The sequence below is a fragment of the Pseudomonas sp. VE 267-6A genome (assembly GCF_024126555.1).
GTDB lineage: Bacteria > Pseudomonadota > Gammaproteobacteria > Pseudomonadales > Pseudomonadaceae > Aquipseudomonas > Aquipseudomonas palmensis.
Map to the genome: position 1 here is coordinate 139,485 of NZ_JAMYBY010000014.1, position 12,157 is coordinate 151,641.

Annotated in this window: 12 protein-coding genes; 10 read left to right on the forward strand and 2 right to left on the reverse strand. The window is 67.7% G+C overall.

The annotated features are described in order from the left end of the window. Window positions 1–41: 41 nt before the first annotated feature. From NJH59_RS17775 to NJH59_RS17795, 5 genes are read left to right on the forward strand one after another with little or no spacing between them, the layout of a single operon-like run. Complete coding sequence (locus tag NJH59_RS17775; protein ID WP_054916077.1) at window positions 42–1,724, forward strand: putative porin; 1,683 nt, start codon at window positions 42–44, stop codon at window positions 1,722–1,724. 24 nt (window positions 1,725–1,748) lie between these two features. Then, window positions 1,749–2,408, forward strand: a complete 660-nt coding sequence (locus NJH59_RS17780) for a hypothetical protein (protein WP_043860179.1) — start codon at window positions 1,749–1,751, stop codon at window positions 2,406–2,408. A gap of 17 nt (window positions 2,409–2,425) precedes the next feature. Next, entirely contained in the window at window positions 2,426–2,902 is a 477-nt protein-coding gene (locus NJH59_RS17785; protein ID WP_043860180.1) for a YbjN domain-containing protein, read from the forward strand. After that, window positions 2,899–3,855, forward strand: coding sequence for a peptidylprolyl isomerase (locus NJH59_RS17790; protein ID WP_058541152.1), 957 nt, complete (start codon window positions 2,899–2,901; stop codon window positions 3,853–3,855). Before NJH59_RS17785 ends, NJH59_RS17790 begins: the two co-directional genes overlap by 4 nt. Before the next feature lie 54 nt (window positions 3,856–3,909). Next, on the forward strand, window positions 3,910–4,878 hold the full coding sequence (locus NJH59_RS17795) for a LysR family transcriptional regulator (RefSeq protein ID WP_253087098.1): 969 nt from the start codon (window positions 3,910–3,912) through the stop codon (window positions 4,876–4,878). 53 nt (window positions 4,879–4,931) lie between these two features. On the opposite strand, the gene NJH59_RS17800 is transcribed toward NJH59_RS17795, so the two are convergent. Both NJH59_RS17800 and NJH59_RS17805 read right to left on the reverse strand, forming a co-directional pair. Then, the gene (locus NJH59_RS17800) at window positions 4,932–6,557 is read right to left on the reverse strand and encodes a methyl-accepting chemotaxis protein (RefSeq protein ID WP_253087099.1); all 1,626 of its coding nucleotides are present in this window, start codon (window positions 6,555–6,557) and stop codon (window positions 4,932–4,934) included. 127 nt (window positions 6,558–6,684) lie between these two features. After that, the gene (locus NJH59_RS17805) at window positions 6,685–7,596 is read right to left on the reverse strand and encodes an AraC family transcriptional regulator (protein WP_253087100.1); all 912 of its coding nucleotides are present in this window, start codon (window positions 7,594–7,596) and stop codon (window positions 6,685–6,687) included. Between the two features lie 106 nt (window positions 7,597–7,702). Between NJH59_RS17805 and NJH59_RS17810 the strand changes: the two genes are divergently transcribed. The 5 genes from NJH59_RS17810 to NJH59_RS17830 are packed head-to-tail and all read left to right on the forward strand — an operon-like array spanning window position 7,703 to window position 12,144. Further along, entirely contained in the window at window positions 7,703–8,263 is a 561-nt protein-coding gene (locus NJH59_RS17810; protein ID WP_253087101.1) for a carboxymuconolactone decarboxylase family protein, read from the forward strand. Window positions 8,264–8,314: 51 nt separating this feature from the next. After that, entirely contained in the window at window positions 8,315–9,382 is a 1,068-nt protein-coding gene (locus tag NJH59_RS17815; RefSeq protein ID WP_229589295.1) for an acyl-CoA dehydrogenase family protein, read from the forward strand. Continuing rightward, complete coding sequence (locus NJH59_RS17820; RefSeq protein ID WP_043860186.1) at window positions 9,379–10,227, forward strand: ABC transporter ATP-binding protein; 849 nt, start codon at window positions 9,379–9,381, stop codon at window positions 10,225–10,227. Before NJH59_RS17815 ends, NJH59_RS17820 begins: the two co-directional genes overlap by 4 nt. Beyond that, window positions 10,193–11,392, forward strand: a complete 1,200-nt coding sequence (locus NJH59_RS17825) for an ABC transporter substrate-binding protein (protein WP_043860187.1) — start codon at window positions 10,193–10,195, stop codon at window positions 11,390–11,392. Before NJH59_RS17820 ends, NJH59_RS17825 begins: the two co-directional genes overlap by 35 nt. After that, complete coding sequence (locus tag NJH59_RS17830; protein ID WP_058541148.1) at window positions 11,392–12,144, forward strand: ABC transporter permease; 753 nt, start codon at window positions 11,392–11,394, stop codon at window positions 12,142–12,144. The genes NJH59_RS17825 and NJH59_RS17830 overlap by 1 nt, the downstream gene beginning before the upstream one ends. Window positions 12,145–12,157 lie beyond the last annotated feature (13 nt).

A 12,157-nucleotide genomic window follows, 5' to 3' on the forward strand; every position in this document is an offset into this window, starting at 1 on the left:
ATCCCTACGACGCACGACTTACCAACAGGAGCGGTAAATCCATGATGTGCTCAGTGAACCGATTGACCCTGGCAGTCGGCCTGGTGGTCGCCGCGGCGGTCGGTCCGGCCGTGGCGCAGACCCCGGCGCCGTCGCAGAACGCGACGATCAACCTGATCCGCCTGCTGGTGCAGCAGGGTGTGCTCAAGCAGGACCAGGCCCAGGCCCTGATCGACCAGGCCGAAAGCGAGGCGGTGCAGGCCCGCGCCAGCGTGGCGGCGGTGCCGGCGGCCAATGGCGAGGTGCGCGTGCAGTATGTGCCGGCCATCGTGCGCGACCAGATCCGCGACGAGGTCAAGGCCGAGGTGATGGCCCAGGCCAGGCAGGAGAACTGGGCCGCGCCCAACACCTTCCCCGACTGGGCCTCGCGCATCAGCTTCGATGGCGACGTGCGCCTGCGCGACGAGTCGCGCTACTTCTCGGGCAACAACAGCAACCAGATCATCGATTTTGCCAAGCTCAACGCCGACGGCCCCTACGACGTCAACCCCAACAACGGGCGCAACCTGCCGCCGCTGCTCAATACCCGCGAAGACCGCGAGAACCTGCTGCGCCTGCGCGCGCGCCTGGGCCTGAAGGCGGTGCTGTCGCCGAGCTGGACGGCGGGTATCCGCATCGGCACCGGCAGCGACAACGGCCCGGTGTCCACCACCCAGACCCTGGGCGGCGGCTTCGGCAAGAAGGACCTGTGGCTCGACCAGGGCTACCTGAGCTGGGTGGCGAGCGAGCGCGTGACCCTGACCGGCGGGCGTATCGCCAACCCGTTCATGTCCACCGACATGCTGTATTCCAACGACCTCAACTTCGACGGCGTGGCGGCCCTGTTCAACCAGCCGCTGAGCGACAGCCTGAGCCTGTTCGGGACCCTCGGCGCGTTCCCGGTGGAGTACAGCGCCGACACCGCCAGCAGCAACGGGCTGGACAAGGAAAGCAGCGACAACAAGTGGCTGTACGGCGCGCAGCTGGGCGCCAACTGGCAGATCAACGACAGCAACCGGCTCAAGGGCGCGCTGGCCTACTACCGCTTCGACGACATTGCCGGCGAGCGCTCCGGGGCATGCGAGCCGTGGAACGGCGACCCTGGCTGCGACAGTGACGGCAGCCGCCCGACCTTCATGCAGAAGGGCAACACGCTGTTCCTGCTGCGCGACATCACGCCCAACCCGGCCAACCCGGCCGCCACCCCGCAGCCGCAGTTCGTGGGGCTGGCATCGGAGTTCAACCTGCTGGACCTGAACGCGGTGTGGGACACCGAGCTGCCGCACGACTTCAAGCTGCGCAGCCAGGCCAACTACATCCACAACCTGGCCTACGACGAAGGCGAGATGCGCAAGCGTTCGGCCGGCCAGTTGGCCAACAACCTCGACAGCGACGGCAACATCAAGAGCGGTGCCAATGCGTGGATGGTGCAGTTCACCCTGGGCAACGCGCTGGAGCTGAAAAAGCAGGGCGACTGGAACCTGTTCGCCGGCTACAAGCACATCCAGCCCGATGCCTTGCCCGACGGCTTCAACGATTCCTCGTTCCACCTGGGCGGCACCAACGCCAAGGGCTACATCCTCGGTGCCAACTACGGCCTGGACCAGAACGTGTACGCCACGGCGCGCTGGATGAGTACCGAGGCGGTGTACGGCGCGCCGTTCGATATCGATGTGCTACAACTTGAAGTCAACACGCGCTTCTAGCAGGCGCGCACAGGGAGAAAGAGCATGAACAAGCGAGCCTATCGGGCCTGTTGTTCGTACCTGCTGGTGGCGTTGGGCGTGAGCTGGGCGGGGGTGGCTGCGGCCGAAGGCATGGAAGAGCGCCTGCGCACCCAGCTGCGCAGTACCACCCAGCAGTTGCAGGCGCTGCAGAGCGAACAGGCGCAGGCTTCGGCGGCGCGCCAGAGCGCCGAGCAGCAACGCGATGCGGCCCAGGCCCAGGTGCAGCAACTGACCGCGCAACTGGCCCAGGCCCGTGGCCAGGCCGAGCAGTTGCTGGGCCAGCAGCAGGCCCTGCACGGCCAGGCGCAGGCGCTGGTGGCCAGCAGCAACGCGCAACTGGGCAAGTACAAGCAGGCCTACGACGAGCTGCTGGGCATGGCCAAGGCCAAGGAAGCCGAGCGTGCGCGCCTGGCCGCCAGCCTGGCCGAGCGCGAGCAGCAGGTGCTGGCGTGTTCGGCAAAGAATCAGCAGATGTACGGGGTCGCCAAGGGGATTCTTGCGGCCTACGAAAAGATCGATGTGGCGGATGTGATGAAGATGCGCCAACCCTTTGCCGGGGGCGCCCGGGTGAAGTTCGAGGAACTTGCCCAGGCCTACGGCGATCAGCTGTACCAGACCCAGTTCGATGCCGCGCAGGGCGGCAGCAAACCGCAAGTCAATTGACACAAGGAAGCGAAGCCATGAGCGACAACCAACTGATCGAAACCGTCAGCGCCGACTCTCTGACCACCCTGTTGCAGGATGCAGGTTGCCGAGTCAATCGCAGCGAGCAGAATGCCGTGGTGCAACTGCTCAGTGCCAGCCAGGGCGTGGGCTATGCGGTGCGCTTTGGCAACCGTGCCGAGCGCGAGGGCGAGTTCCTCGACTTCACCTACAGCTGCGCCCTGCGCATCCAGGGTGAGCTGCCGGCCGGGCTGGCCGAACGCTGGAACGTATCGCGCCGCTTCGCGCGGCTGTCGGTGCAGGGCGAATTCCTGGTGATGGAGATGGACGTGATGGTGGCCGACGGCGTCAGCCACAAGCACCTGCTGGGCAGCCTGGTGCTGTGGGACCGCCTGCTGCAGGAGTTCATCGTGTACCTGCGCGACTACAGCCGCAACGTGGCCCAGGTGCAGGACGAGGCGGTGGCCGGGGCTGAAGCGGTGAGCGCTTCGTGACTCGACGTACGCTGTGGGCCGGCGCGGGCGCGCTGGCCGTTCTGGGCGTGGCAGTGGTGTTGGCACTGCGCACGGGGGATGACCCGGTGGCAGCCAGCGCGAAAGCGCCGGCGGTTGCCGCTGTGGCGAGCGATGCGGGGCCGGCGCTGGCGCGCCTGGGCGACCAGCAGGTCAGCGTGGAGGAGCTCAAGGCGCTGTTCGCCAAGCTGCCGGCGCCGGCGCGCGAGGAACTGAGCGGCAATCGCCAGGCCCTGGAGGGCTGGATTCGCTCGCGCCTGGCGGAAAAGGCGCTGTACCAGCAGGCCCAGGCCCAGGGCTGGTCGGAGCGTCCCGATGTGCAGGCGCAGACCCATGCGGTGGTGGAGCAGATCGTGCTGCGCGACTACCTGAACTCGGTCAGCCAGGTACCGGCCGACTACCCCAGCGAGGCTGAACTGCAGGCGGCCTACGAGAACGGCAAGGCCAGCCTGCAACTGCCCACGCGCTATCACCTGAGCCAGATCTTCCTGGCGGTGCCGGACGAGCAGTCGGTGGCACGCGTGCGCAAGCAGGCGCTGGCCCTGAGCAAGCAGGCCCAGGCTGCCAATGCCGACTTTGCCGCGCTGGCCAGGGCCAACTCGCAGGACCGCGAGAGCGCGCAGCGTGGCGGCGACAGTGGTTTGCAGCCGCTGAGTCAGTTGCTGCCGCAGGTGCGCGATGCGGTGCCGCAGCTCAAGGAAGGGGCGGTGAGCGAGCCGTTGCAGAGTGCGGCGGGCTTTCACATCGTCAAGCTCATCGAGGTGCAGCCGCCGCGTGTGGCCAGCCTGGACGAGGTGCGCGACAGCCTGCGTGACCTGTTGCGCGCCCAGCGCCAGGAACAGGTGGCCCGGGCCTACGTGGACGGCATGTTCAACAGCGCGACGCTGAGTATCGATGGCGCTGCGCTCAATCAGGTCATGGACGCCAGCCGCTAGGCGGCGTCGATCAAGGAAGAGCGGGCCCTGGCCGGGGCCCGGCAGGAGGCGAGGATGCCGATGTTCGATATGCCGCACTACGTGCCCGATTATCCGCCGGCCGAGCCGCTGGCCAAGGTGCGGGCCGGGCTGGGCTGGGTGCAGGACGAGCAGATGCTCAGCTGTTTTCTGGCCAGTGCGCGGTGCGGCTGCTTCATGCAGGCTGCGCGCAGCCTCAACCTCAAGTCCACCCTGTTGCGCAAGAAGCTGGCGCAGCTGGAAGCGCGGGTGGGGTATCCATTGTTCGTCAACCGCGGCCATGCCCTGGTGCTCAGCCGCGAGGGGCGCCAGTTGCAGGCGTTGCTGCAGTCGAGCCTGAGCAGCAAGCCACAGGCCATGACCGCGCTGGATGCGCCGGTGCTGGTGCGCCTGGCGGTGGCCGAACCGATCATGCAGGACATTCTGGCGCGCAACCTGGTGGCCTTCGTGCGCCAGAACGCCGGGATCCGCCTGGACGTCAGCGGCCTGGATGCACAGGGATTGGCGCAGGCCGATGTGGTGCTGTGGCTCGATGACGAGGCGGACAGCGTGCCGCTGCCGGGGTTTGCCGGCGAGGCGCCGACGCGCCTGGCGCAGCTGGAGTATCACCCGCACATTGCCAAGCGCTATTCGCGCGAGAGCAACCGGCCGGTGTGCCGGGACGACCTGCGCGACTACATGCTGGTGCAGTGGCAGGGCGAGGCCCAGGTGGCGGCGCTGGCGCCGTGGAACCGCCTGTTGAGCGAGCGCGAGGCGGGGGTGACGCGGGTGCCGGGCTACGACCTGTTCAGCCAGTTGATCAAGTGCAGCGCGTGCATCGGCTTGCTGCCGCATTATGCGGCGCAGCTGGACCGTGGCCTGCTGGCATTGCCGGGGTTGCTGGAGGCGCCGATGCGCCGCACGGTGTGGCTGGCGGTGCATGAGCGTGCGGCGCAGGCGGCGTTGGTGCAGGTGCTGGTGACCATGATCCGGGCCGCGTTCGAGGAGCGTCGGGAGTGGTTCTGAAGGGGCGCGGTGCCCTGTAGGCGCCGGCTTTGCCGGCGAACCGGCGCCGCACCTCAGACGATAAAACGCGTGACCAGCGTGGTCAGTTGCGTGGCCAGCTGCGACAGCGCATGGCTGGCGACGCGGGTCTGCTCGGCGCCCGCCGCCGAGCGGCCCGACAATTCACGAATGTTCAGCAGGTTGCGATCCACCTCGCGGGCCACCTGGGCCTGCTCCTCTGCCGCGCTGGCAATCACCAGGTTGCGCTCGTTGATCTGGCCGATGGCCGTGTAGATGCCCTCCAGCACCTGGCCTGACGCCTGGGTGATGCCCAGCGTGGACTGCGCGCGGCCGGTACTGGCCTGCATCGAGTCCACCGCCGCCTGGGTGCCCTGTTGCACGCTGTTGATCATCTGCTCGATTTCCTGGGTCGATTGCTGCGTGCGGTAGGCCAGGGTCCTGACCTCATCGGCCACCACCGCAAACCCGCGCCCGGCCTCGCCGGCACGCGCCGCCTCGATGGCGGCATTGAGCGCCAGCAGGTTGGTCTGCTCCGACACCGAACGGATCACCTCCAGCACCGTGCCGATCTCGCGAATCTGCACCGCCAGCTGTTGCAGGCGCTCGCCGCTGATCGCCACTTCACGAGCCATGGCCTGGGTGCCGTCGATGTTGTCGGCCACCTGCTGGCGGCTCTGTTCGGCCAAGGCATTGGAGGCACTGGCCGCCTGGGAGGTGGACACCGCATTGCGCGCCACTTCCTCGACCGCCGTGGTCATCTCGGTAACCGCCGTGGCGGCCTGTTCCAGCTCCTGGTCCTGCTGGCGCAGGCTCTGGGTGCTCTGCTCGGTCACGCTGTCCAGAGCCTGGGCGGCGCTGGACAGCTGCGTGGCGCAGGCGGTGATCTGCCCCAGGGTATCGCGCTGGATGTGCTGCATGCGCTCCAGTTCGGCGAACAGCTGGCCGATCTCGTTGTGGCTGCGTACCGTCACCGGCACGCTCAGGTCGCCCCCGGCAATGCGCTGAAAATGCACGCCGGCCTCGCGCAGCGGGCGCAGCACACGGGCGACGATAAAGGCCCAGCACACGGCGGCCAGCACCAGGGTCAACAGCCCCAGCAGCACGCTCAGCCACTGGGCCGTGGCCAGGCGCTGGTCGGACTCGGCCATGATCTGCCGGCTGCGCTCGGCCAGGGCAGCCACCAGTTGCTGGCGCAGCGCCTGCAGGGCACGCATGGCGTTGCCGGCATCCACGTTGACGGTGAAGTAGTCGTCCAGCGAGCCCTTGAGCGTGGCGGCGCGCTGCCCGGCCACGGCGGTGGCGTAGTCGGCGAAGGTGCGCTGCAGGTCCTGGGCCAGGGCCTTTTGCGCCGGCTCATGGGTGTTGGTGACGAAGGCGTCGACCAGCGCCTGGCTGTCGCCCAGCAGCTTTTGCGACATGGCCAGGCGCGCCTTGGCACTGTCGAGGTGGCCGCCTTGCTGCTCGATAAAGCCCGACGACACGTTGGCACTGGCGCGAATCGCCATCAGCAGCGCGTTGTTGAGGCGGTCGGACTGCTGGGCGGTCTGGTCCAGCTCGTTGATCTGCGCGTCGCTGCCCACCGCCGCCCGCCAGGCGCTGACGGTGGAAAACAGCAGGGTGGCGCTGAACAGCAGCAGCACCCAGAACATTCCGGTGCGGATCTTGAGGTCGGCAAGCATGCGGGCATTACTCCTGGCAGTAAAAAATACCCCCACTCTGTGCGGTGGGTAGGCTGCTATCGGAGGCGCGGCGCATGACTTTAGGGGGCGACGACGGGTTCTGTTCGATTACCGCACAGCCTTTGTTTCAGCGGCCCTCGTGCTGGCGGCGGTAGGCGCCGGGCTGCACGCCGATGGCCTTGCCGAAGGCCCGGGTGAAGGCGGCGATGGACTGGTAGCCCACCGCTGCGCAGACCTGCTCGACGGTGTTGTTGGCCTTGAGCAACTGGCAGGCGTGACGCATGCGCAGCGCCAGCAGCACCTGGCCCGGCGACTGGCCGGCCAGCTCGTTGAAACGCTTGAAGAAGGCCGAGCGCGACAGCCCTGTGCAGGCGGCCATGCTCTCCAGCGACCAGGGCTGTTCGGGGTGTTCGATCAACTGCTCCAGCAGCGGGGCGAACGCGGGGTGACGGGCCAGGGCGACCAGGCCGCCAAGGTCCTGGTTGTCGCTCACCTGCTGGCGCAGCACGTACAAGAACAGCAACTGGCTCAGGCGCTCCAGCAGGGTGGAGGAGGGCGCGGGGGTACGCTGGCATTCCTCCAGGATCAGTTCGAACAGCGCCCGCGCCGCCTGCAGCGACGGGTCGCCGGTGCGCAGGATGATCCAGTCGGCCAGCGACTCGGCCATCAGCGACGACAGCCCCGGCTGGAAGTGAAAGAACCCGCACACCAGCCCCACGCCATCCGCCGCCTGGCTGTCGAATGCCTGCATCGGGATGCGTGGTTGGCAGCGCGCGGTGTCGCTGTCGGCGCTGTCGGACAGGCGATAGGGCAGGTCGCGCAGCAGGAACACCGCCTCGCCGGCCTCCAGCCGCTGCGGCTCGGGCTGGCCGTCGATGTGCAGCCAGCAGTGGCCCTGCACCACCACGTGAAAGCTGGCCCGGGCCAGGCCCTGGGTGCTGGCGTGCCAGCCACCGCAGTAGCGCCCCACATGGAACAGGCTGGCGTCCAGTTCCAGACGCTCTAATAACCAATCGACCAAAACGCTGGAAGAAATCATCTAATGGAAACACTCAGGAGCAAGTAATCGCGACTGTAGAATATGGATCGGTTTTCTTATAACCAACAGACTTGGCGAACACCTTCAGTATGCAGGAGACCACGCCATGTCACGCATCACTCTACACACCGTGCAAAGCGCCCCGGAAGCCGCGCGCCCGTTCCTGGAGAACGCGCAGAAGAATTCCGGCTTCATTCCCAACCTGCTGGGCGTGCTGGCCAACGCGCCGGCCGCGCTGGAAACCTATGTGACGGTTTCGGCGCTCAATGGCAAGGCCGAGCTGAGCCTGGCCGAGCGCGAAGTGGTGCAGCTGATTGCCGCCACCCAGCACGGCTGCGACTTCTGCGTGGCCGGCCATACGGCGGTGGCGCTGAACAAGGCCAAGCTGCCCGAAGAAGTGGTGCAGGCCCTGCGTGCGCGCGGCGAGTTACCATCGCCCAGGCTCGAAACCCTGGCGAAGTTTGCCCGCGAAGTGATTGCCACCCGTGGCAATGTGAGCGATGCCACCTACGCTGAGTTTCGCGAGGCCGGTTACACCGAAGGCCATGCCCTGGAAGTTATCCTGGGGGTGAGCCTGGCCACGCTGTGCAATTTCGCCAACGTGTTTGCGCGCACGCCGCTCAATGACGAGCTGGCCAAGTACCGCTGGCAGGCCGTCGCTCAGTGAGCCCCGTGGCGCCAGTGTGTGGCTGGCGCCCTGTTCTAAGGAGGAAAGAACATGCTTGATCCCGTATTGCAGCACTGGCTGGAGGCCAATGCCGAGGCGCTCGACCAGGGCCGGTGCGACCCGCAGCAGGTGCTGGGGCAACTGGCCGCAGCCAAGGTGCTGGGTGTGGGTGTGGACCCGCGTCAGGGCGGCAGCGGCGCCAGTGTGGCCGACGCCGTGGAAACCGTGGCCAGCGTTGCCAGCTATTCGCTGGCCGCCGCCTTCGTGTTCTGGGGCCAGCGGGCCTTTATCGAATACCTGCTGCACAGCCCCAACAGCGCCCTGCGCGAGCGCCTGCTGCCGTCGTTGCTCAGCGGTGAGCTGGCCGGTGCCACCGGGCTCTCCAACGCAATGAAGTTTCTGTCCGGCATCGAGTCGCTGCAGGTCAGCGCCACGGCGCGCGGCGAGCAGGGCTGGGCGCTCAACGGGCGCCTGCACTGGGTCACCAACCTGCGCAAGGGCGGCTTCGTGGTGGCCGCCGCCATCGACCGCGCCGAAGGCGGTGCACCGTTCGTGGTGGCGATCCCCGACGGCATCGCGGGGGTGCAGCGCTCCCCCGACCTGCAACTGATGGGGCTGCAGTCGAGCAATACCGCCGCGCTGGATTTCGATCAGGTGGCCCTGGGCCGCGACTGGCTGCTGCATGAGGATGCCCGGCAGTTCCTGCCGGCGGTGCGCCCGGCGTTCCTGGGCCTGCAGTGCGGCATGGCCATCGGCCTGGCGCGGCGCGCCTTGCAGGAAGCGCAGGGGCATCTGCAGGGGGTGCGTTCGGTGCTGGCTGAAACCCTCGAGGCGCAGCGCGAGCTGCTGGCCGATGTGGTGAGCGAGCTCAAGGCCGGCCTGCTCGACGGGCGCTTCCTGGGCAACCCGGCGTCGCTGTTCAAGGTGCGCATCAGCCTGGCCGAGATTGTTGGCGAGGCGCTGCAACTGGAGCTGCAGGCCAGCGGCGGCAAGGCCTACCTGAGCGAGTACGGCGCAGGCTTTGCGCGGCGCTGGCGCGAGTCGGCGTTCGTGCCGATCGTGACCCCGAGCCTGGTGCAACTGCGCGCCGAGCTGCAACGCCAGGCACGCGCAGCATGAGCAAGGTGGTACTGCAGGCCCGCGGTATCAGCCTGGGCTACGCCCGCGAACAGGGCTGGCAAACCCTGCTCGAAGGCTTCGACCTGGACCTGGCGCCGGGCGAAGTGGTGTCGATCCTGGGCCCCAGCGGGGTGGGCAAGTCCAGCCTGCTGCGGGTACTGGCCGGCTTGCAGGCGGCGCGCGATGGTCGCGTGAGCCTGCTCGGCGAGCCGCTGGACGGCCCGCATCCACGGGTGGCGGTGGCGTTCCAGGACCCCAGCCTGCTGCCCTGGCTGAGCCTGGAAAGCAACGTCGCCTTCGGCCTGGATTTCGCTCGCCAGCCGCGATTGGCCAAGGCCGAGCGCGAGGCGCGCATCGACCATGCGATCGCCGCCGTGGGCCTGCAGCATGCACGCCAGCATTACCCGGCGCAGTTGTCCGGCGGCATGGCCCAGCGCACCGCGCTGGCGCGCTGCCTGGCGCGCCAGCCCCATGTACTGCTGCTGGACGAGCCCTTCGGCGCGCTGGACGAAGTGACCCGCGCCGACATGCAGCAACTGCTGCTGAGCGTGATCGCCGAACACGGCACCGCTGCGGTGCTGATCACCCACGATATCGACGAGGCCCTGCTGTTGTCCGACCGCATCCTGCTACTGGGCGACCACCCGGCGCGGACCCTCGGCCAATGGCCCATCGACCTGGCGCACCCGCGTGAGCAGCAGGTCGAGGCGCTGGGCGCGCTGCGCATCGAGATTCTCAAGACCCTTCGGCGGGCGAGCCGCACCCACACTTCCCCAACCGATTCTTTGCCTACGCCGTCGGAGACTGCCCATGTGCCTGGACGACTTCACCCACACTCGTCGTGATTTTCTCAAACTCAGCGCGGTGCTCAGTGCCGCCGGTGCGATGCCGCTGCTGAGCAGCCTGCAGGCGCGTGCCGCCGCCGAGCCGGATGCGCCGGTGCGCATCGGCTACCTGCCGATCACCGACGCCACGCCGCTGCTGGTGGCGCACAACAACGGCCTGTTCGAGGCCGAGGGCATCAAGGCCGAGCGCCCGGTGCTGCTGCGCAGCTGGGCGCAGGTGATCGAGGCGTTCATTTCCGGGCAGGTCAACGTGATCCACCTGCTGTCGCCGATGACCGTATGGGCGCGTTACGGCAGCAAGGTGCCGGCCAAGGTGGTGGCCTGGAACCACGTGGGCGGCTCGGGGCTGACCGTGGCCCCGGACATCACCGAGGTGAAGCAGCTGGGCGGCAAGACGGTGGCGATCCCGTTCTGGTACTCCATTCACAACGTGGTGGTGCAGCAACTGTTCCGTGATAACGGCTTGGAGCCGGTGTCGCGGGCGGCGGCGGCTGCGGTGGCGGCCAACGAGGTCAACCTGGTGGTGCTGCCGCCTTCGGACATGCCGCCGGCGTTGGCCAGCAAGCGCATTGCCGGCTACATCGTCGCCGAGCCGTTCAATGCCCTGGCCGAGGAACTCAAGGTCGGGCGCGTGCAGCGCTTTACCGGGGACGTGTGGCGCAACCATGCATGCTGCGTGGTGTTCATGCACGAGCACGACCTGAACAACCGCCCCGAGTGGTCGCAGAAGGTGGTCAACGCCATCGTCAAGGCCCAGCTGTGGACCCGCGACCACCGCGCCGAGGCGGCGCAGATTCTGTCCAAGAGCGGTGCCAACCGCTACACCCCGCATGCCCCCGAGGTGCTGGGCCGGGTGCTCACGCCGGCTGCCGACAGCCGCGAACAGTATGTGCAGAGCGGAGCGATCCGGCATGCGCAGTGGGACGAGCAGCGCATCGACTTCCAGCCGTACCCGTTCCCCAGCTACACCGAGGAACTGGTGCGCCGCCTCAAGGACACCCTGATCGAAGGCGACAAGGGCTTCCTGGCCGCACTGGACCCGCAACAGACCGCCCGCGACCTGGTGGATGACCGCTTCGTGCGCAACGCCATCGGTGCCGTCGGCGGGCTCAAGGCCTTCGGCTTGCCCGACAGCTTCGAGCGCAGCGAGGAGTTCGCGGTCTGATGGTCAAGCCAGTCAAACACGCGGCCCTGGGTATCGCCGGGCTGCTGGTGCTGTTGTTGCTGTGGTGGGGTGGGATCGTGCTGTTCGGCGGTGACGGGCTGGCCTTGCGGTTTGCGCCGCAGGCCACCTTTGCCAGCCTGCTGGAGCTTTTGGGGCATGCCGAGCTGTACGAGCATGTGGCGGTGAGCCTCAAGCGCATTCTGGTGGGGTTGGTGCTGGCGTTGCTGGTGGGCGTGCCGCTGGGTTTGCTGGTGGGCAGCTACCGGCGCCTGGACGCGGCGACCACCCCGGCGTTCCAGTTCCTGCGCATGATCTCGCCGCTGTCGTGGATGCCGGTGGTGGTGATGCTGATGGGGGTGGGTGATGCGCCGATCTACTTCCTGCTGGCGTTTGCCGCGTTGTGGCCGATCTTGCTCAACACGGCGGCGGGTGTGCGTCAGCTCGACCCGCGCTGGTTGCAGTTGAGCCGCAGCCTGAGCGCCACGCGCTGGGAGACCTTGCGCAAGGTGATCCTGCCGGGGGTGGTGGGGCATGTGCTGACCGGCGTGCGGCTGGCCATCGGCATAGTGTGGATCGTGCTGGTGCCGTGCGAGATGCTCGGGGTGAGTGCGGGGCTGGGGTATTTCATTCTGGATACCCGCGACCGGCTGGCGTACTCGGAGCTGATGGCGATGGTGCTGGTGATCGGGGTGCTGGGCTTCATGCTGGATGCACTGGCGCGAGGGCTGCATCGGCGCTGGGTGCATGGGTGAGGGGCTGACCCCT